Here is a 20,971-nt window from a genome sequence, read left to right as displayed (position 1 = left end):
GATCGACGACTCGGCCTCCAGCGAATCAGCCAGAGCCGTATGGAAGGCACGTACCTGCTCGAAGACCGCCTCCAGTGTGAGAGCGGGCAATTCGAGTGAGTGAATACCGTGACCGGTCAGCAGTATGGCGTCGCTGCGGTATCTGCTCACATTGATCGTCACTACCGAGCCGTGATCTGCCTCGCGGATCAGTTGTGCAGCAGTCGGAGGAAGCCCGAACGAGCCGAAGCGTGGTAGTCCGCGAATCTGGTTGAGCAGCAGAGCGAAATCGGACGCTAGCGACTCGCGGTACTCCGCGGGCGCGGTCGGGTCGGCGGGTGTGTCCAGCGCGTCCCGCATCTCCTCGAACCGGGCAGCCAAAGTTGGGTGCCGCGCGCAGTTCGGTGATGTCGCTGCGCGTCTCGAGGGTCTGGCTGAGTAGTACACCCCGGCCGGCCTCCAGCGTCTCCAGGGCTCGGCTGGCCCTTTCGTGGGCGGGACGGGAGGTGTCGGCGAGCAGCAGCGCGGCCGCATCCGAGGCCACGAAGGTGAATTCCGCCATCTGCTGTTGCTGATGGGCGCGCTTCAATCGACGCGGTGCGACGTCAGTCAGGAGACTTACCGCGGTGGCCAAAAGTTCTGCGGCGCGGGCGGGTTCGTGCACAGCAAGGAGATCGGCTCCAGTGTGGGCCACCTGAATACGCACCCAAGTACCCGCGGAGGGTTCCGCGACGGCCCGCTCGAGTGCGGTCATCGCAGCCGCAGCGTCGTCGGGATTACCGAATTGCTGGAACCGGGCGTGAAGAGCAGTGGCATAGGTATTGAGTTCTGCGGTGAGGTTGTAGTGGCCGAGTGGAGTGCCGTCCACTGCGGTGCTGGCGGCGGTGACCGCTTCGTCGATGTCCTTACGGTGGTGCGACTCCTGGAATTGTTTGGTCAGGGTGCTGCACAGCAGATTCAGTACAGCTGCGCGCTCGGCGCTGTCCTCGGGCACCAGGTCGACAGCCTCGCGCGCGGTACGCACAGCGGCGTCCAGGTCGGCGCGATTGTGTGCCACTTGATATCGCTTCAGGAGCACATTCCCGAGGCTCAATAGATATCCCGCGCGCTCGAAATGATCGTCGGGTGTGGTGGCGACCGCCTCCCGGTGCCGAAGGATCGCGGCATCCGCGTCGGCCAGATCGCGCAGTCGTTCGAATCGGATCTCGAAGAGATTTCCCAGATGGTTGAGGAAGCGTGATCGTTCCGGATGGTCTTCGGGCACTTCGGCCAAGGCGTCGGCGCCAGCGGCCAGCGCCGCATCCAAATCCTCGGGATTGCCCAGGTGCTTGAACCGGTCGCCGAGGGCTTGTCCCAGACTGCTCAGAATCCCAGGTCTGTCCCGGTCGGCGACCGAATGCAGAGCTTCCCGATAGCCGCGGATCGAGTCGTCGAGGTCGGCGATCTCGCCTGTGACCGTGAACCGCGACACGAGTGCCGTGGCGAGATTGTGCAGTATCTGTCCCTTCAAGAATCCGGTGTCAAGGGTCACCGCCTCGACGAGATATCGAATCGCTTCGTCCAGGTCGGATCGGACAGCCAACCGTCGATGCCGCACTCTGAGAGCTGTTCCGAGGCTGTTGAGAACATTCGGTCGCGCGGGATGGCCAATGGGTGCAAGGGTTTCGGCTTGTCGGTGGATTCGAATCGCACGATCGAGGTCGGGGACTGTGCCCAAGTGCTCGAACCGCGCTGTGAGGATCGTGCCCAGATTGGCCAGCTCCTCGACCGGTGGGAAGTTGTCGTCGGGGAGGCTGTCGAGCCGAGAATCGAGCAGATCGATGCTGGCGTTCAGGTCGTCCAGTGCGCCCAGGCGTTCGTAACGGTGCCAGAGCGCGATGGACAAACCAATGCTCGCGTGCGACAACGGATCCGGGTCCAGCGCGAAGGCGTCTCGAAAGGCTCGCACCGCGGTGTCGATGTCATCGATCTCGCCGCGGTTCAGAAAGCGATCGGTCCGCGCTTCACCTATATTGCAGAGAGTCTGGAACTGTCCGGAGTCGGCGCTCGCGGCGGCCTCGTCGAACAGTGCGATGGCCCTATCGAGATCTCCTGGAGCGTCGATCCGGCTAGCACGCGTCGCGAGCGCGGCTCCGAGATCGTTGAGCAGGGCGCTTCTGCCCGCGGCACGGGGGTTCGGGGCGGAATTCGCCATCACGGTACTCAGCAGGTCGATCGCTTCATCGAGGTCGGCGCTGCTCCCGGAGATCATGGACCGGCGATTCAGCGCGGCACCCAGATTCCCCAACTGACGGTATCGGTCCGGATCACCAGGATCTGTTCGATCGATCCGCTCCCGCCGGAACTCGATAGCCGCGTCCAGATCTCGTTCGTCGCCGAGCAGGACGAACCGTGCGTCGAGCGCGTCCACCAGGTTGGGAACGACCCTGGCGCGATACGGATCGTCGAGCGGGAGGACTGTCTCGGCCTCGTGCAGGGATTCGATGGCGAGCTCCAGATCGGCCGGCGATCCAGTTAGCTCGAATTTGTCGTGGAGTGCCACGCCGAGGTTGTTGCGGATGAAGGCGCGCTGCGGATCGTCCGGGGAGAGTGTCGAGATCGCCTCCTCGAACAGCGTGCGCGCACGAAGGAAGTCTTCCTCGGATCCGGTCCGCTTTGATCGTGTCAGCATCAGGCCACCCATGCTGTTCAGCCGCGCAGCTCGGTTTGGGTGATCGATCGGCGTCGCGCTCAGGATGCGTTCCCAAAGTTCGACCGCCTCAGTGAAATCGGAGGAATCAGCGGCCGACCCGATGACCGACTCGAGGAACGCGAGTGCCTCACCCTCGACCTGATCGGCCAGGATCGGAAGCAGTTGCTCGGGCAGATCGACTGCGCCCCATACGAAACAGTGGGCGAACGCCCAAATCGCGTTGACGAGATCGTGCTGAAGCCCACCGTCGGGATGCTGGAACCGCTGCCAGTGCAGAGTACCGAGCAGCCCCCACTCCTCAGTTGTGCCGCCCTCGCTCCGAAGGATCTCGGCGTATCGAAGCCCGTCGACGACGGTGCCTACATCGAGATATCCGATCGCGCCTTGTGGGCCGTAATCGATACGGCGCCTGATGGTTTCGGCAAGAGAATCCCGCTCGGCCACCTGAACCCCCTAGCCTTTGACCAAGGATAGCTGGACGGCGGAGTCGTTGATGGGGTTACGCCGGTGGTCCATAGGGGCGCGTGGGGCTATCGGCCGAGCGGTCAGGAGCAGCTCGGGTTTCCGTATTGCGCGGCGCTCAGGATCAGGAGGTAGCCGGACGCGATGATCACGATCCCAGCGCTGAGCACTGCGATGGGGAGCGGGCCTACCCTTCGGAGGTTGAGCCACAAGTAGGTGAGCGCGAGCGCGCCGAGCAGGAGCATGACAATCGCGCCGGTGGTTTGGATTGTGTCGATCAGGGTGTAGTCGCGATCGCGTTGTTCACGAGAGCCATGGACCCCTACGTCGCAGAAGTCGCCGTTTGCGGGGGTGATGAGGTAGCCGGCCAGGAAGATGGTGGGGCCGAGGAGGACTGAGCCGAGGATATAGAGAAGCGCCGCGGGGATTGGGCGGATCTTGATCATGACGACTCACGATAGTTCGCGGTCGTGGGGGCTCCGTGGGTGTTGTGTGGAGGTGCTGTGGGGCGGGTGGTCCAGGTCGCGTCATCCGATCCTTCGACTAGATCCGAACTGGCCCCGCGCAAACGATTACCTCGGCACCGCCATAGAGCCTGGCCTCGGTCGGAACGGACCGAACCGCACCAGCAAGCCGAGCCGCGGCCGTGGTCGGTCAGCGAACGGCCGTGCTTCACCCCGCGCCGACGGCGGCAGTTCCGTCGGAGATGGATCCGATCAGCCTGCGCCCCGATGGCGCGGCGTGACCGATTAGGGCACCTGGGGTCGTTGGTATCACGCGCCACTGCGCATGAGGTGAGCGGAGGCAGGCGCCGGTTTGGTGGCCGAAACCGACGGTATGGGTGGAGAATCGGCACCGGCCGGGTAGAGCGCTGTCGCGACCCGGGGAAGGGGGCGGGTTCCCGCACGTTGGCACACTGTTGGCACACTGGCAGTGCTCGCCGCTCAGCATGGAGTGGGAAAACTACTTCTGACCTGGCTCGACGGAACCGGGTCGGCGAGCATTTACAAATGTGAGAGGTAAGGAAAGTATGGGAAGCACCGTTCTCGACATTGTCGCCCTGATCACCAACCGCGCCGCGGCCTTCTGGAACTGGCTGGCCACCGGCTCGGCGGGTTTTCCTCCGCTGTGATTCGGCGCTGATCGAGTTCGATAACCCCTGGCCCCCGCGGCCGGGGGTTTTCCTTTTCGCGCGCGGTGTCGACTACCGGTCGCGCGGCTCGATCCAGAGTGCTTCGGAGATCGCGCACAGTTCGCCCGCCGCGGTCGAGAGGGCGATGCCCACGGTGTATTTGCGGCCGTCCTGCTCGATCGGCCAGGCGTGGGCGATGTGTGGTTCGCCCGCGCGGATGGGCCGCAGCAGCGTCGCGGTGAGGGCGGCGGTGACCGCGCCGCGGCGCATGCCGGACAGCAGGAATCCCGCATGGCCGCCGGGGCAGTCGAGCGCGGCCCACACGTTCTCGGTGGTGACGCTGCCGTCCGCCGCGCCCAGCGCCGGGTCTGGGACCCACGCGGCGGCAACGAGATCACGGCCGGGCAGCACCCAGGGGAACAAGCGCAGGCCTCGGCCTGGGGCGCACGCCGCGCCGCAGCCGTAGCAGTTGGTGACGGGGCGTTCGCCCGACGCGAGGACGCCCGCCGTGAGGGCCTCGGTGTCGGCCCAGCTCGGCGCGGGCGGAATGTCGAGCGACAGCGTCGCCGCGCCGATCTCGGCGAGGACCTTCCCCTCCGCGTCGGTGAGGGAGGTGCCGTTCACGGCGGTGCGCGTCAGCGCGAGTGGTGTGCCGACCGGCACCTTGGCGCGGAAGTCGACCCGCGCGGTGGGAGCGGAGCAGCGAGTCGCGAGGACGCCGGCGACGAACCCGCCGAAGGCGACGTCCGGATAGCCTTGGACGTGCTCGGGAACAGTGATCTCGTCCACCTGAATCATCTACCGCACCAAACCCTCTCCCGGCCCTATCGGCACCGACGATACCGGCGGGTCCGAACGGCGCCGACGGCGGCCGCGCGATCACTGCGGAAGCAGCTCACCCCCGAGCTGGGTCAGCAGCAGGCTCATCACGCCGACCTCTTGGCCCTGGGACTGCACCATCGATCGCGCCGTCTCTTTGACCGGCCCGCCGTCGAGCTGCCGATCGGCGGCCATGGCCATCGTGATCCCGCCCTGGTGATGGCGAATCATGAGTTGCAGGAACAGGATCTCGGCCTCACGGCCCCGCGCCGTGGCCAGTGCGTCGAGTTCGGATGTGCTCGCCGTCCCCAGCATCGGCGCGTCCGATGGGTACGTCGAATGCTGATGCGCCGCAGTGGTATTCGTCATCCACGTCATCGGTCGCGACGACAGGGGTGACGCGTCGGCCAAGCGCAACCAGCCCAGCATGGTGCCGATCTCGATCCGTTGGGTGTCGGCCAGCTGCTCGGCGACGCGGCGGACGGTTGGCCCCGCATCCGGATCGAGGCGCTGGGTCATCAGCAGCGCCTGCTGGTGATGGGCCGTCATGTCCTGGGCGAAACCGATCTCGACGATGTCGAGTACCGGTGCGGCGGTGTGTTTCTCGGGCAATGCCAGGGGCCGCAGCGCCGCCCCGATCGCCAGCAGGAGCAGGGCGACCGAGGCGAACGCGGCGATCCGCGCCCCGCGCGGCACTCTCACGAGCCGACGATCGAACGCTGGTCGGCGGGCGGGGTGTACACCACGTCGTCCAGCCGCAGCACCATGAACCCGTTGTCCGAGCACGCGACGTAGAGCTCGTTGCCGCGCCATTCCGGCGGGGAGAAACACCAGTCGGTGGAGACGTCGCCGAAGGCGAGCCGTCCGGTGCGCGGGGTGAGCGCGTCGGCCGGGTTGAACTGTCCCTCCAGCACCGCGCGCGCCGCGGGCGGTGCGCTCATCAGCGGAACGCCGATGATCGAGGACAGCGCGTGCGGGGAGTTCCAGAGCTCGAGATTGCGTCCGGTGCGCGCGGGCGGGTTGAAGTAGGCGATCTCGCGGACCGCGAACGGATCGCGCACGTCGAAGACCCTGATGCCGGAGGAGGTCCAGCCGCAGGCGAGCGCCGTGGGATCGTCCTGCCGGTCGGCGGCGCAGTAGTGCGATTCGTAGGAGAAGGCCGAACCGCCCATCGAAGAGCCGATATTGGCGTCGATGTGCTGGGGCAGGTTGATCTCGAGCTTCAGCTTGTTGGCCACCTTCGGTGCGCTGTCGTTCGCGACGTCGATGAGTTTCACCCCGCCGGAACCGCCTTCGTCGACAGTGAACAGGTACGGCTTGCCGTCGTAGCTGACGGGGATGCTGTGCTGGGTCGCCCAGCCGTCGGTCCAGAAGGTGCGGCCGAGGTGGTGCACCTGCGGGTTCGGGTCGCGGCGCTGCACGGCGCTGATGTCGAGCACGGTGAAACCGCCGAGCGCGGACAGGTACATGCGATTGCCGTCGGGGCTGATGCCGAAGCCGTGGGCCTCGATGCCGGTGAGGCCCTGCCAGACGACGCGCGGACTCGCCGGATCGGTGAGGTCGACCGCGCTGACGAAACCGGGGGCGATGCCGGATGCCCAGTAGGTTCGGCCGTCGGGGGAGAAGCCGCCCTCGTGGGTCGTGATCGGCAGGGGCATCAGCAGATTGGTGCCGGGGCCCGGGTTGAGCAGGCGCGGGTGCGCACAGTCGGAGATGTCGTAGACGGACAGGTAGCCTACGCCGGTGCCGACCGGGACGCCGGTTCCTACCAGCAGTTTTCGCTCGGCGTTGACCTTCAGGCTCTCCCACGTGCCCGCGAGCATGGCGGGTTCGGCGAGGGTGACCGTGGGGCGCGGGTTGGCCGGATCCGAGACGTCGAGCACCTGGACGCCGCGGCCCTCGCCGATCAGGTCGCCGGGAAAGAACGAGCCCATGTAGGCGCAGTGGTCGAAGCTGGCGGATATGATACTCGCTCCGCGCCCGGCGAATTGGCCGATCATCGACATGTTGCACCGGTAGCCCTGCGTGCTGCGTCCGCTGTCGCGATCGGCAGCGGGCACGTCGCCCTGGAGACCGGGTTCCGGCATCGAGCCCGGTCCGCAATCCGCGCGTGGCACCGATTTGCGCCCGACATCCAGGAATTCCTGGACGGCGGTGGCGATATCGGATTGCAGATCGGCCGAGGCGCTGCCGGGCACCATCATCGCGGTGATCACCGCAGCGGTGAGCAGTGCGACCGGTCTGATGCGGCGCAATCGTGACAGAGAGTGCATCGTTGCGATCCCCCACTTCCTTGTTCGCGGTCATAGCGCGTCGCTGACTGGGACAGTGACACGATCTGACTGAATGGTAGTAATGGGGAGTAACTTGCGGAACGGGTTCTGGAGAAATCCCAAATGTTCGGTTTGTTGCTTGCGTTTTCCCGCTGCTCGGGGTGTGGCTGATCTCAGCGGTTTTCCGTCCGCGTCGACGAGTGCTCGTACGCGGCTGTCGACGGGGTTGGCGCTGGTCCCGCCGGTGCTCTTGGTGAAGAATTGCGCTGTATGGCAGCTGCACGACAGACCCCGGGCTGCCGTGGCTGGGAGCGTTGATTGTTACCGACAGTCTCGTCTACTGGGACAGCTCTCGATGTTAAGGGGGCTACCGACTTTGTCGTCGGAGGGAAGTGGAGTGGTGCCTCTCTTGTGCGGTGAGACAAGCCCGCAGCCGTCGGTCGTGGGTCTGCGTTGTGGCTGACGCGAATTGGTAGTGTCGGGATCGACCGAGGCGAGCGGCAGGCAAGACAGGCGGCTCGGGTCGTGGCTCGGGGAGGGACAAAAGTGCGGGGCTGGTTGCTGAGCGCGGGGATTCGGTGGCGGGGTTGGTCGCGGCGGCGCCGCGCCACGGTAGCCGCGGGGCTGGTGCTTGCGATGCTGCTGCTTCCGGTGGGAGCGGCCGCGGTCGCACTGCGATTCGAGTTCGCCGGTGAACCCAGCGCGGACGCGCGCACCAGAGGGCGGGACGCGGTGTGGCTCGGCCACGCCTGGGTCGACAGCCGAAAAACCGACACCGACGTGGCTGGATTGGTGACCACGTTGGCCGCCACCGGCATCAAGGACCTTTACGTGCACACCGGCCCGCTCGAGCACAACGGCAGTCTGCGCGGCGAATTACACCCGCGGGCACAGTGGTTCGTCGATGCGGTACATCGTGCACTGCCCGGGATACGGGTGCAGTCCTGGCTCGGCGACGTCGTCGCCCCCGAATTCGACGGTCTGCATCTGGACGAAGCCGCCGTCCGCGACCGCATCACCGCCTCCGCCACCAGGGTTGTCGACCTCGGTTTCGACGGTGTCCACCTCGATCTGGAGCCGGTGCGGTCGGGCACGTCCGGCTACCTGACATTGCTGGACCAGGTGCGCGCCGTCACCGCGAGCCGAGGCGCACCGCTGTCGGTGTCGGCTCCGCAGATCGACCCACTGCCGGGGCTGCACTCGGTCGGAATCACTGTGTTCGATCACGGAAAGTGGTGGTCGCAAGGGTATTTCGCCGACGTGGCGCGCCGCGTAGATCAGATAGCGCTGATGTCGTATGACACCTCTATGCCGTGGGGTTCCCTGTATGGCGGGTACGTCGCTCAGCAGACCGCGCTCGCGCTCGAGGTCACCCCGGCGAGTGTCGACCTGCTGATGGGGCTGCCCGCTTTCTGGGCGGACGATCCAGGGCATCACGGCGCGGCGGAGACGGTTGCCAACGCGGTGCGCGCAATCCGATTGGCATTGAGCCGAAATGACTCTCGGCGACCGGCCTTCGGTGTGGCGCTGTACGTCGATTTCGCTGCGACACCGGAAGATTGGGCCATCTACCGCCGCGAGTGGTGCGCCCCTCTGCGGTAACAGCATGGGCCCCGCGATCTACGAAGCGTTCCGGGCAAGCCTTCGCCGCTGGGCGGTGGTGAGGCGATCGGGCCGTGCGGCCACATAGAAGGCGCCGGACTTGTTGCCGCGCACTGCGACCGGGTCCGCGAGGTCGGGGTGGCGGTCGGCTTCGTGCAGCGCCGAAGTCACTTGGTCGAGGGGCCGATCCAGCGCGACGGCAAGGTGCTCTGGGGTGAGCGGCGTGCCCGCGTGCACGAGCGCGGCGATGAGGGTGAGCGCGTGCTGGCACGATCCGATCGGCGTGTTCACCGATCTGCTCCGGGCCGAATTCGACTGACCCCGGGGATACGGGCGGGGGCCGGTCGCGGGGCCCGTAGTCATCGGCGTCCGCACCTGTTTGGGACGATGATCTCGTGTCGCAATCGGTGAACGCGCGGACCGGCAAGCATGCGCCGGCATTGACGGCCCGCGGGGAGCGGACCCGCACGAAACTGATCGAGGCCGCCGAGTTGGTCTTCGCGCGGCTCGGGTTCGTGGAAACGCGGGTCGCCGATGTCGTCACCGAGGCCGGCGTCGCGCACGGGACCTTCTACGTCTACTTCGACTCCAAGGAAGCGATCTTTCAGGCGGTGGTGCTGAATCTCATCGCCGACATGCGCCAGAAGGTGCGCTCACGGCTGGGCACCGAGCCCCGCACGGCCGTCGAGGCGATCGAAGCGGCGGTGCGCGCCTACGTGCTCGCGTTCCGCGATCATGCCCGCCTGATGCTCATGTGGGGTGAGGTCGCCGGGCTCAACCCCGAGATCGACGAACTGCTCCAAGCCGAGATCGCACTGTTCATCGACCGGGCCACACAGATGATCACCCGGCTGCAGGAAAGCCGTCTCGCCGCAGTCGATATCGACGCCGCCTACGCGGCGACGGCGCTGTGCGGCATGGTCCGCGAGTTCTGTGCCCAGTGGGCCAAGACCGACGCCGAGATCGACACCGACGCGGCCGCGGCCACCCTGTCCACGCTGTGGGTGCGTGGCATCGGCCTGGTCCACGGCGCGCCGCCGGTGTGAACGAGGCGCGCGATCACCGACGAGATTCGCCTCGCAGCGATTCGCGGTCGATGGATCGCTTGAGGATCTTGCCCGTCGCGCCCTTCGGAAGGGCGTCGGTGAACTTCACGATCCGCGGAATCTTGTAGGCGGACAAGCGTTCCCGGGTCCAGCTATCGATGCCGTCGGCGTCCAACGGTGAATCGGGGACAGTGACGATGACCGCGGCGACCTCCTCGCCGTAATGCGGATCGGGCACGCCGACCACGGCGGCTTCGATCACGTCGGGATGTTGGTAGAGGACCTCCTCCACTTCACCCGGATACACGTTGTAGCCGCCGCGAATGATCAGGTCCTTGACGCGGTCGACGATGCGCAGATCGCCGTCTTCATCGAATTCGCCCAGATCTCCGGTGCGGAACCAGCCGTCGGGGGAGAGCGCCTCGGCGGTGGCCTCTGGCCTGCCCCAGTAGCCCTTCATCACGGTGTCGCCCTGAATGAACACCTCGCCGATGTGGCCGGGCGGACATGCGTTCCCCTCCGGGTCTCGGACCTCGACGCGGAGCCGGGGGACGGCACGACCGGTGTAGCCGATCTTCGCGCCGCGGTCGAGATCGTTGAAGGTGCCGAACGCGGTGGTCTCGGTGAGCCCGTACCCCTCGAGGATCGTGCAGCCGAAGGTCTTCTCGAACTGGCGCGCGATCTCGCCGGGCAAGGACGCGCCCCCGGAGATGGCGACCCGCAACTGCCGGAAATCGTCCGGGTCCGCGGCCTCGGCCGCATGCAGCATGGCATTCCACATGGTCGGCACGCCGGCCATGATGGTCAGTCGATCACGACGCAGCATCCCGAGCATCGCGACCGGATCGAACCGGCCGAGCAACGACAGCGATCCACCGCCGGTGAAGCAGGGCATCATCACCGCGGACTGCCCGAACACGTGGAACAGGGGTAGCCCGGTCCCGGTGCGATCGGCCGCTGTCCCGCGACTGGAGGCCACGCCGATCTCGCCGCCCGCCAAGAGGTTTCCGACGGTGAGCTGGGCGCCCTTGGGGCGGCCTGTGGTCCCCGAGGTGTAGAGGATGGCCGCGGTCTCCTCCGCGTCGCGGTCTACACACGGGCCGGCAGGCGCGGCCACGCGCGCACCGTCCGTCAGAGACCAGAACGGTATGCCGATGCTCTCCGCGGCTTCCGCGACGGCCGGGCCGAGACCGTGCCAGCCGATGGCCAGCGAACATCCCGCATCGGTGAGGACGTATTCGACTTCGGCGCGGGTCGACATCGTGTTCACCGGCACGACAACGCATCCCGCTGCCTGGATCCCCAAATACGCCACAACGAACTCCGGCACCGATGGCGCGGCGAGCAGGGCTCGATCGCCCGCGCGCAGGCCCGCGGCCGTGAGCGCGCCCGCGTACCGCGCACTCAGCGAATACAGCTGCCGGTAGCTCCATTCGCCTCGCTCGGATCGGAGCGCGACGGCGTCGGGAGTGGCTACGGCGTGACGGCGGACGGGGTCGACGACATTGACCATCGGCGGATCCTTCGAGACGAACTGTGCGGGGACCGCGGTCAGCGTATATGAAACTGACGTCAAGATTATGTTTTCTGCGGAACTGGCCCCAATGATGTCGATGAGCTGGCGTTTTGCGGCGAAAGGGGGATGGATTGCGCCTACCGGCCGTTCGGAATGCGGTGGTATCGGCGGCTCTGCTCGGCGGCGCGGGAAGGCGTCAGGTTCTATGTGGGCGGCCGTAGGCGCTGCTTGACAAGTGTGATTGACATTACTTTCTCGCTGCTCCACACTGGGCGCACTCACATGAATCTGACGTCAAGTTTGTTTTCTGCGTGTCTGTGAGTGATCCACCCCAGCTCGAGGAGTATGCGCATGACCGCACCGCCACTGGAACCGGTAGGCCCCGCCACCGAAAAGGCATCGACACCAGAACAGGAAAGAAGTCGCGGGCATCGCAGACTCCTTGCCGCAGGACTCGTCGGCAGCTCGATCGAGTGGTACGACTTCTTCCTGTACGGAACAGCCGCCGCACTGGTCTTTCCGAAGGTGTTCTTCCCGGACAGCTCGGCGCTGATGGGCACATTGCTCTCGTTCAGCACCTTCTGGGCGGGATTCGTGGCTCGCCCGCTCGGCGGCGTGCTGGCCGGACACTTCGGCGACAAGTACGGCCGCAAGCCCGCCGTGGTCGTCTGCCTGCTCGCGATGGGATTCGCGACCTTCCTCATCGGCTGTCTGCCCGGTGCGCACTCCATCGGCGTCGCCGCACCGATACTGCTGGTCGCGATGCGCTTCGTGCAGGGTATGGCATGTGGCGGGCAGTGGGGTGGGATCGTGCTGCTGCTCACCGAATCCGCGAGTCCGAAAAAGCGAGGATTCGCAGGGACTTTCGGGCAGATGGGTGTCCCGCTCGGCGTGGTCCTCGGAAACCTGGTGTTCCTCGTCGCGACCTCGGCCCTGTCGAACGAGGCGTTTCTGAGCTGGGGTTGGCGGGTGCCGTTCCTCTGTAGCGCGCTGCTGTTCCCTGTCGTGCTCTACATCCAGACCAAGGTCGAGGACACGCCCGAATTCCATGCGCTGCAACAGGAAGTAGCGAGCAAACGTGCCGAGCAGGTCGTCGCCGCACCGCTGTCGGAGGCGCTTCGGATGCACTGGCGCAAGATCCTGCTCGGCTGCGGTCTGCTCGCCGCCACCAACGCCTCCTTCTACATCAGCATCGCGGGCGTGCTCAGCTACGGGACCCGGGAGCTCGGCATGAAGCGCAACGACATACTGACCATATCGCTGGTAGCCTCCCTGATCGGTTGCGCGGTGATCCTGTGGTCGGGCGCCAGATCGGACCGGGTCGGACGTCGGCCGATGATTCTCTTCGGCGGTATCGGTCTGGTGATCTGGGCCTTCCCGTACTTCTGGCTGGTCGATACCGCGAAACTTCCGCTGTTCGCTGTCGCCATCACGGTGGGCACGATCCTCCAATCGATGACCTACGGTCCGCTGGCCGCTTTCATGGGCGAACTGTTCGAGCCCCGGTTGCGTTACTCGGGTGCGTCACTGGCGTATCAGCTGGCCGCGATCACCATCAGCGGCGGAACCCCGTTCATCATGACCGCGCTGATCGCGAATACCGGTACCACTGTGCTCGTTTCGGTGTATCTCGCGCTGATGGGGCTGGTCACCGTCTTCAGTGCCTGGGTGCTGAGGGAGACCAATCCCGCCGAGGTGCGTGCGTCGGCAACCGCTGTGCCCGGCGAACATCTCTACACCTGAACCGGATTCAGCGGCACCGGTCTCCGGACCGGTGCCGCTTGGGTTTCCCGCCGGGGTTGGTTCTTCACCCCCCGGCGGGTCACCAGGTTCTCGGTGATGCTTCGACCCCGGGCCTACGGGTGGGTCACCTCGGTGGCCTGGAGGTTGCGCAGGGTGCCGTCACCGGCCTCGTGCTGTGACGGGTAGAGCAGCTGCACGGCCACGGGCAGGGGCGTGCCTGGCTCGACGGTGTGGGTGTCGTCCGGTGTAGCGATGACGACGGATCCGTCGGTGCCGTCCTTGATCACCTTGTACCACTGCGTCTGCTGGGGATTGATGCGGGTTCGCGGCGGTACGTCGAAGCGGATCTCCCACCACACCACCCGCTGCTCATGGGCGGCCAGGGTGAGCTTGTAGCTGATGACCCACCCCTTCGCGTCCTCGGGCCACGTCTGGGCCCATTGCCCGACGATCTCGGGGGTGACGGTGACGGGCGGCCGCTCGACGTCGGTGGTGACCGAGCCGGAGTGCTGCTTGGCGGTATTGGCGCGCGACGGCGACGTGATCATGCTGGTGCAGGTGAGCCGGCCCTCGAACTGCGGGTCGATGGTGCCGGACAGGGTGACGGTCGCCTTGCTGCCTTTGGGCAGGTCGATCGGCAGGTACAAGCCGTCCCGGACCGAACCGGTGCCGCAGACGGCCCCGTTCTCGGGTCGGCAGGTCAGCTCCAAGTCGGTCAGTTCGGTCGGAATCGCGCCCTCCAACACGGCGTCAGGGGTGTCGTTGGGGCCGAGATTCTGCACGCCGATGGTGTAGGAGATCCGATGTCCCGACTTCGCCGTCTCCGGGCCGGTCATCTCCAGCGGCATGTCCGCGGGCAGGGTCACCGTCAGGTTCCTGATCCGGTGGGACGCGGTCGCGGCACCCGTTCCGGCCGCCAGCCCCAGCTTGAAGGTCTCGGGCACAGGCGCCTTACCGTTGGTGCTGGCGAGATCGAAGTTGTCGATCAGCAGGGTGCCGTTCGGGTTGGCTTTGTCCGCGTGCCGTACGGTCAGCCGGCCGCCGATGATGGAGATCTGGATGTGCGCACCGCGCTCCCACGCCGCGCGGAATCCGCCCGGCACCTGCACGCCGGTCAGCCAGCGGAACCCCTCCCGCAGACTGCCGGGTCCGCGGACCCCGGCGGTGTTGGGCCGTTGCGCGCCGCCTCCCGTACCGGCGAGCGGCGTGGCGAAGTTCCCGTAATTGTCGAAGCCGACGCCCACGAACCCGGCTGTGACTCCCGGCGCGACGATTTGTTCCTGCGACGCTTTCGTGAAGGAGTAGCCGAGTGCGGCGCCGATGCCGCCGGGTTGCGTCGTGTGCTCGCCGTCGATCACGTAGACGCTGAAGCCGTCACCGAGCATGGATCCTCCCTCGCAGGAGTAATCGAAGTCGATGGTGACGCCGAGCTTGGACGAGAACGCCTGATCGAGGAACGCCGTCCCGGCCTGGGAATTGGCGTTGGGGGTGAGCTCCAGGCTGCCGCCGTTCAGCCGAGCGCTGCCGAGCAGCTGCCAGTGCGGGTTGGTCACGGCGTCCTGGGTGAACGATTCGACGATCGGGAATTGCGCCTGCTGAATGGTGACTGGTGCGAACGTCGTCATAGTCGAATCCTCCTCGGGCTGGATGTGCCATGAGATGAGAGATTGCGCCATGTAGATCTGACCAGTACTCCACAATAAAGATAGCGCATTCGATCTCGCCGGAACTGTGGTTCTCGCCAGAACGGCTGTCCTGGTCAGAAGCGCAAAGTGGGCTGGAATGCAACGTGATTCGTTACGTGACCGGGCACGATTCACTCGCCTGGTCGTCCGGCCTGTCGCCCCGCTTCGTCCTTTGACGGGGTATCCGCTGGCGTCGTCGTGCCGGGCCCGGAGCCGCCGACAGTGCATGCGGTCCCAATGCCTGGGTGCGGAATACCCTTGGGTACCAATAAGACGTGCGTAGTCGGCATTGGTCGGAAATTTACCGTGACAGTTCCCGGTATTCAGGAAACTATCGACTTCGTCGAACGAGGGAAGCGGAGCGCCGCCTTCTTGTGCGCCGGGACGAGCCCGCCGCAGTGGCCGACGACGCTCCTTGCAACCGAAGAGGTTTCGCCTAGAGGAGTTTGCCCGGGATAGCGGCGACCAGCCCGCCGTCGATGATCAGGTCCTGGCCGTTGATGTAGGACGCCTCTTCAGAGGCCAGGAACGCTACGGCGTCGGCGACGTCCTCGGCGGTTCCGATGCGCCCGGCGACCACCTCGCCGACGACGGCGACCCGCGCCTCGGCGGACACTTCGGCGTCGAACATCGGGGTCTCGATGTAGCCGGGGCTCACCGAGTTGACGCGGATTCGCCGGGGGCCCAGCTCCGCGGCGAGAGTGTGCGCCAGGTTGTGCACCGCTGCCTTGGTCGCCGCGTAGAGCGAGCCGCCCGGCATGCCTCGATGCAGCGTCCACGAGGCGTTGACGACGATCGCCGCGCCGTCGGGCAGCAGTGGCAGCGTCTTCTGGATGGTGAAGAACACGCCTTTGAAGTTGATATCGACCACGCGGTCGAATTCGGCCTCGGTGATCTCGGCGTACGGCCCGAACGAGGCGACGCCCGCGTTGGCGAAGACCACGTCAAGGCGTCCGAAGCGCTCCCGGATCGCGTCGGTCAGCGCGTCGAGATCGGTGAGGCTGGACGCGTCACCGGGGATCGCGAGGACACGGTCACCGTCGCCCAGCTCCGCGACGGCGTCATCGAGGCGGCTCTTGTCCCGTCCGGTGATCACGACCGTGGCGCCCTCGGCGAGCAGCCGCCGGGCGGTGGCCAGCCCCATACCGCTGGAGCCGCCGGTGACGAGCGCGATCTTGTCCTGGTAACGGGAGGTGCCGAACGATCGGGAAGTGCTGTGTGTCATGGCATTCAGCCTGCCGAGTGCGGCGCGCGGCAAACAGTGCGTGGTCAACCTGGGTCCGGCAACACCACCCTGGCGGTCAGGCCGAGGTGGCCACCGGGATACGCAGGAGCTGAGCGACTCGCTGTTCGGTCGTGGTGCCCGGCCGCGGGTTGTACAGCTCGAGGTAGCGGTCGGGGCGGTCGGCGACGATCAGGGTGGTCGTATCGAAGTACAGGTCGCCCGCCTCGGGATGGCGCACCGCCTTCACGCCTTGACCCGGGACGCCGACATCGTGGCGCGCCCACAGCTCGGCGAATTCGGGGCTCGCGGCGGTGAGTTCGTCCACCACGCGGCTGAATTCGGGATCGCCGGGCGCGCGGGCGGCATCGGCGCGGAAGGCCGCGACGATCACGGGCGCGGTGGTCGCCCACGGGTCGTGCATGCCGCGGTAGCGGGCGTTGGTGAAGAACGAGACGAGGCAGTTGCGGTCGGTGTCGCCGTAGCCGAAGACGGAGCGCGTCACGTCGTTGATCGCGAGCAGGTTCCAGTAGGGGTCGCGCAGGATCGCCGGGCGCGGTGTCCACGCGTCGACCAGCTGCCGAAGCTCCGGCGAGACCTCGGTGTCGCGTGTGCCACCGGCGGTCGGTGGATTGAGACCGGCCAGCACGTAGAGGTGCGCGCGCTCGGGTTCGGTGAGGCGTAGCGCGCGCCCGACCGCGTCGAGCACCTCGGCCGACACCTTGATATCGCGTCCTTGCTCGAGCCACGTGTACCAGGAGACGCCGACCCCCGCCAGCAGGGCGACCTCTTCTCTGCGCAGCCCCGGCGTCCGCCGCTTTCCTGCGGTGACCAGGCCGACGTCATCGGGGGTGAGCCGGGCGCGGCGGGTGCGCAGGAAGTCGCGGAGCTGCTCGCGGCGCAGAGTCGCCGCCGCCGGGGATTCGCTGGGCATATGCCACGGTAACAATTCGAGGCAAAGGTGACGCATGCCGCTGGACTCGACCGGCAGGGTCCGACCTCGACATGCTTTGCCGTGCGACGGCTTATCCGACGGCGTGCTCAGCGCCTGCTTCGAGCAGCTTCTCGCAGGTGGCGAGCAAGGTGGCGCGCAGCGTCGCGGCCCGCTCGGCTAGTTCGGCCTGTCGGCGGACGTATTCCGCACGGCCGGAGGGGGTTTCGATGGGAATCGGAGTGTAGCCGTATGCGCCGAGATCATAGGGGCTGGCGCGCATGTCGAGTTCACGGGCGGCGCATGCCAATTCGAAAGACTCCAGAACCAGCTCGGAGGAGACCAGCGGGACGAGCTTGAAGCTCCATTTGTAGAGATCCATATTGGCGTGCAGACAGCCGGGCTGCTCCCTGGCCACCTGGTCGGCGCGGGCGAGCGGCTGGGCGTTGCGGCCGACGGCCTCCGGGGTGAAGAAGCGGAAAGCGTCGAAGTGGGTGCAGCGCAACGACATCGCCTCGACCACGGCGTCGGTGCCCGCCGAGCCGAGACGCAGCGGCACCTGTCGATGGCGGACGTCGTCGGTGCGGTACACCATGGCCCACTCGTGCAGTCCGAAGCAGGACAGCTGCGCGGGGCGGGACGCAGTGGCGCGCAACAGGTTCGCAACGAATTCGATGGTGTCGCGGCGGCGGGCGAGGTATACGGGATCCGCCGCGAACACCGGCCCGCGATCGGTCGCGGGTGCGCCGGACCACTCGGGAGTGCCGGTCTGACGGGGCCGCGCGTCCCGGTGGTAGCCCCGCGCCCCCTCGTACTCGCGCGCACCGGCCAACCCGACGCCGAACCCGGGATGCCACCGGCGCAACTGCGCGGGCTTGTTGCCGTAGTAGGTGAACAGGAAATCGATCACCGGATGCGTGGAACCGGCGGCCCGCCGCTCCAGATACGGCCCGACGAGCTCGTCCAGCCGCGCCCGGTACGCGGCGGCGCGCGCACGCCAATCGTCCTCCGCCAAAACGCTTTCGAGCATCACGCCGACTCCCGGACGTCACCGACCAGTCGGCGGGCCACACAGGGGAAGGCGATTCGGGCGGGCAGCTGTCCGCCCGAATCGCGCGTGAACCGGCCCGCGTGCCCGTGCGGGCGACGCAGGCTGCGCGGCAGCCGATCGTCGTCCGCTCGGTGGCCCAACGGAGTGCGTGGCGCGAAGCCGGACCGCGCCACCGTGCCACACGGCGCGATACCGCGACGGAACACGATGGCGCGGAATATCATTCGGCGATCCGGTGGGTGGTGTCGCGGACCGTGCCGACGAACTCCTCGACCAGGTCCTCCAGCGCGACGATGCCCACGGTGTTGCCGCGAGCGTCGACGACGCGGCCCAGGTGGCTGCTGGTGCGGCGCAAGCGGGCCAGCGCCTCGAACAGTGTGGTGGCCGCGCCGACGGTCGGGAGCGGACGGATGTCGGTGCGCGGAATCGGGGTGCTCGGGCCCGCGGCGTCGTCGGCGACCTTGTCCAGCACGTCCTTGACGTGCAGGTAGCCGACCAGCGAACCGTCGTCGGCGCGCACCGGGTAGCGGGAGAAGCCGGTCTCCGTGACCGCGGTCTCGACATCGCCGAGCGTTGTTCCGTTGCCGCGCAACGGCACCGAGCGCGTCGTGGCCAGCGGCACCATCACATCGGCGACGATCTGATCCGAGGTGCCCAGCGCCTGGGTGAGGCGTCGGTGCTCCTCCTCGTCGAGCAGACCCTCCGAACGGGATTCGCCGATCATCTCGGCGAGCTCCACGCTGGAGACCGTGGCCTCCAACTCGTCCTTGGGCTCGATGCGCAGCAGCCGCAGCGACAGGTTGGCCGCCAGGTTGTAGATCGCGATCAGCGGACGGGCTATCCGCAACCACATCAGGTGCATCGGAACCAGCAGCAGCGCACTGCGTTCCGGCCCGGCCAGCGCGATGTTCTTCGGGATCATCTCGCCGAAGAGAATGTGCAGGATCACCACGATGGTCAGCGCGACCGCGAAGGCCACCGGGTGCAACAGCTGATCGGGCAGGCCGAGCAGCTCGAACGGCCCCTCCAGCAGGTGCGCCACGGCGGGCTCGCCGACGCGACCGAGCAGGATCGAACAGATCGTGATGCCGAGCTGCGCGGCGGCGAGCATCATCGACAGGTTCTCACCGGCCCGGATGACGGTGGTGGCGTTGCGCTTACCCTGGGCGGCCAGCGCCTCGAGGCGGTCGCGCCGCGCGGAGATCAGCGCGAACTCGGCGCCGACGAAGAAGGCGTTGCCCGCCAGCAGCACCACCGTGAGCAGGACAGCGAACAGATCACCCATGGCTGTGCTCCTGCGACGGGTGGGCGATCAGCGCCTCCGGTGTGACGGGAATCAGGCGGACCCGGTCGATGCGGCGGCCGTCCATGCGTTCGACCCTGGCGATCCAGCCACCGTCGCCGTTTTCGTACGGGTGGCGGTTGCCTGCCGTGGAATTGGGCAGCACCACCTCGTCGCCGACCACGGGAATGCGGCCGAGGCCGGTCAGCACCAGACCGCCGAGGGTTTCGTATTCACCCTCCGGCGCGTCGTAGCCGGTGGCGCGCGAGACCTCGTCGATGCGCAGCAGGCCCGAGCAGTCCCAGCCGTCGGAGACCCGGCGCACGTCGCGCTCCTCCTCGTCGTGCTCGTCGCGCACGTCGCCGAGGATCTCCTCGATCAGGTCTTCCATGGTGACCAGGCCCGCGGTGCCGCCGTACTCGTCGACGACCAGCGCGACCTGCATACCGTCGGCGCGCACGCGTTCGAGCACCTCGTCACCGTCCAGACTGGCGGGCACCACCGGAACGGGGCGGGCCAGCAGTTGCAGCGGGATGGTGCGGCGCACGTTCGCGGGATGGGTGAACGCCTGCTTGACGTGCACCACGCCGAGGGTGTTGTCGAGATCGCCGTCGATCACCGGGAACCGGGAGTAGCCGGTGCGGCTGGCGGCGGCGATCAGATCGGCGATGGTGTCGGACTTGTCCAGCGACTCCACCTTCACCCGCGGCGTCATCAACTCCTCGGCGCTGCGCTCGCCGAACTGCAGCGACCGGTCCATCACCAAGGCGGTGCGCTGGTCGAGCGCGCCGCGCTGCGCCGAGGTGCGCACCAGCGAGCCGAGTTCCTGCGGCGAGCGCGCCGAGCGCAATTCCTCCGCGGGTTCCACGCCGAGGCGGCGCACCACCCAGTTCGCGCTGCTGTTCAGGAAGTGGATCATCCACTTGAACACCACCGAGAAGGCGATCATCGGGCCCGCGGTCATGCGCGCGGTCGCCATCGGCTTGGCGATGGCGATGTTCTTGGGCACCAGCTCGCCGTAGATCATCGACAGCGAGGTGGCCAGCACCAGAGCCAGCGCCAGCGAGACGCCGCCGGCCGCGCTCGAGTTCATGCCGACCGCGGTGAACACCGGCGCCAGCAGGCGGGCGAGCACCGGCTCGGCGATGTAGCCCGTGATCAGCGTGGTGATGGTGATGCCGAGCTGGGCGCCCGAGAGTTGGAACGAGAGCGTGCGGTGCGCCTGACGCACCATCCGCGAGCGCACGTCACCGGTGCGGGCGTGCGCCTCGACGGTGCTGCGTTCCAGGGCGGTGAGCGAGAATTCGGCCGCGACGAACAGCGCGGTGCCTGCGGTGAGGGCGACGAACCCGACCAGGCTGAGAATGGTGAGGACGGTGGACACGATCAACACCGCCCGCGGAGCGCGGTACTACGGGACACGCGGGGAGAAGCTGGTTCGGGCTGGCTTGCTGCGAGAAGGAGAGCGCCGGGTTTGTCACCCGGCTCGGTAGAGGAGCCCTCCTGTGCGGCGCCCTCGGACGCGGGTGACAACTT

16 protein-coding genes are annotated in these 20,971 nt (G+C 67.0%); 3 read left to right on the top strand and 13 right to left on the bottom strand.

What is annotated here, in order from left to right:
- Nucleotides 1–25 precede the first annotated feature (25 nt).
- The 5 genes from ACRWNM_RS24070 to ACRWNM_RS24050 form a co-directional block, all read right to left on the bottom strand.
- Nucleotides 26–3,115 carry a hypothetical protein gene (locus ACRWNM_RS24070; RefSeq protein ID WP_431970340.1) on the bottom strand — a complete coding sequence of 1,030 codons (3,090 nt, stop codon included), beginning with the start codon at nt 3,113–3,115 and terminating at the stop codon, nt 26–28.
- A 101-nt stretch (nt 3,116–3,216) separates the two neighbouring features.
- Nucleotides 3,217–3,579: a hypothetical protein gene (locus ACRWNM_RS24065; protein WP_431970339.1), complete on the bottom strand. Its 363-nt coding sequence runs from the start codon at nt 3,577–3,579 to the stop codon at nt 3,217–3,219.
- Nucleotides 3,580–4,337: 758 nt separating this feature from the next.
- Nucleotides 4,338–5,063 (bottom strand): PaaI family thioesterase, encoded by a 726-nt coding sequence (locus ACRWNM_RS24060; RefSeq protein ID WP_431970338.1) that lies wholly within the window; start codon nt 5,061–5,063, stop codon nt 4,338–4,340.
- Between the two features lie 81 nt (nt 5,064–5,144).
- Nucleotides 5,145–5,780 (bottom strand): DUF305 domain-containing protein, encoded by a 636-nt coding sequence (locus ACRWNM_RS24055; protein WP_431970428.1) that lies wholly within the window; start codon nt 5,778–5,780, stop codon nt 5,145–5,147.
- 2 nt (nt 5,781–5,782) lie between these two features.
- Nucleotides 5,783–7,357, bottom strand: a complete 1,575-nt coding sequence (locus ACRWNM_RS24050; RefSeq protein ID WP_431970337.1) for an LVIVD repeat-containing protein — start codon at nt 7,355–7,357, stop codon at nt 5,783–5,785.
- Between the two features lie 546 nt (nt 7,358–7,903).
- Here ACRWNM_RS24050 and ACRWNM_RS24045 point away from each other — a divergent pair.
- Nucleotides 7,904–8,959, top strand: coding sequence for a hypothetical protein (locus ACRWNM_RS24045; RefSeq protein WP_431970336.1), 1,056 nt, complete (start codon nt 7,904–7,906; stop codon nt 8,957–8,959).
- Nucleotides 8,960–8,977: 18 nt separating this feature from the next.
- Here ACRWNM_RS24045 and ACRWNM_RS24040 read toward each other — a convergent pair whose 3' ends face one another.
- The gene (locus ACRWNM_RS24040) at nt 8,978–9,250 is read right to left on the bottom strand and encodes a hypothetical protein (protein ID WP_431970335.1); all 273 of its coding nucleotides are present in this window, start codon (nt 9,248–9,250) and stop codon (nt 8,978–8,980) included.
- A 104-nt stretch (nt 9,251–9,354) separates the two neighbouring features.
- Here ACRWNM_RS24040 and ACRWNM_RS24035 point away from each other — a divergent pair, with 104 nt between their 5' ends.
- The gene (locus tag ACRWNM_RS24035; RefSeq protein ID WP_431970334.1) at nt 9,355–10,005 is read left to right on the top strand and encodes a TetR/AcrR family transcriptional regulator; all 651 of its coding nucleotides are present in this window, start codon (nt 9,355–9,357) and stop codon (nt 10,003–10,005) included.
- Nucleotides 10,006–10,018: 13 nt separating this feature from the next.
- Here ACRWNM_RS24035 and ACRWNM_RS24030 read toward each other — a convergent pair whose 3' ends face one another.
- On the bottom strand, nt 10,019–11,518 hold the full coding sequence (locus ACRWNM_RS24030; protein ID WP_431970333.1) for a class I adenylate-forming enzyme family protein: 1,500 nt from the start codon (nt 11,516–11,518) through the stop codon (nt 10,019–10,021).
- Nucleotides 11,519–11,872: 354 nt separating this feature from the next.
- Between ACRWNM_RS24030 and ACRWNM_RS24025 the strand changes: the two genes are divergently transcribed.
- Nucleotides 11,873–13,264 (top strand): MFS transporter, encoded by a 1,392-nt coding sequence (locus ACRWNM_RS24025; protein ID WP_431970332.1) that lies wholly within the window; start codon nt 11,873–11,875, stop codon nt 13,262–13,264.
- Between the two features lie 113 nt (nt 13,265–13,377).
- On the opposite strand, the gene ACRWNM_RS24020 is transcribed toward ACRWNM_RS24025, so the two are convergent.
- From ACRWNM_RS24020 to ACRWNM_RS23995, 6 genes are all read right to left on the bottom strand, one after another.
- Nucleotides 13,378–14,889 carry a hypothetical protein gene (locus ACRWNM_RS24020; protein WP_431970331.1) on the bottom strand — a complete coding sequence of 504 codons (1,512 nt, stop codon included), beginning with the start codon at nt 14,887–14,889 and terminating at the stop codon, nt 13,378–13,380.
- A gap of 496 nt (nt 14,890–15,385) precedes the next feature.
- Nucleotides 15,386–16,174, bottom strand: a complete 789-nt coding sequence (locus ACRWNM_RS24015; protein WP_431970330.1) for an SDR family NAD(P)-dependent oxidoreductase — start codon at nt 16,172–16,174, stop codon at nt 15,386–15,388.
- Nucleotides 16,175–16,250: 76 nt separating this feature from the next.
- Complete coding sequence (locus ACRWNM_RS24010) at nt 16,251–17,105, bottom strand: helix-turn-helix transcriptional regulator (protein ID WP_431970329.1); 855 nt, start codon at nt 17,103–17,105, stop codon at nt 16,251–16,253.
- 91 nt (nt 17,106–17,196) lie between these two features.
- The gene (locus ACRWNM_RS24005) at nt 17,197–18,132 is read right to left on the bottom strand and encodes a 3-methyladenine DNA glycosylase (RefSeq protein ID WP_431970328.1); all 936 of its coding nucleotides are present in this window, start codon (nt 18,130–18,132) and stop codon (nt 17,197–17,199) included.
- Between the two features lie 241 nt (nt 18,133–18,373).
- A complete protein-coding gene (locus tag ACRWNM_RS24000; RefSeq protein WP_431970327.1) occupies nt 18,374–19,438 on the bottom strand; it encodes a hemolysin family protein in 1,065 nt (354 codons plus the stop codon).
- Nucleotides 19,431–20,819: a hemolysin family protein gene (locus tag ACRWNM_RS23995; RefSeq protein WP_431970326.1), complete on the bottom strand. Its 1,389-nt coding sequence runs from the start codon at nt 20,817–20,819 to the stop codon at nt 19,431–19,433. The genes ACRWNM_RS24000 and ACRWNM_RS23995 overlap by 8 nt, the downstream gene beginning before the upstream one ends.
- Between the last annotated feature and the right edge of the window lie 152 nt (nt 20,820–20,971).

Source organism: Nocardia sp. bgisy134 (assembly GCF_965341865.1).
Taxonomy (GTDB): Bacteria; Actinomycetota; Actinomycetes; order Mycobacteriales; family Mycobacteriaceae; genus Nocardia.
This window is presented reverse-complemented; position numbering and strand designations above follow the sequence as displayed.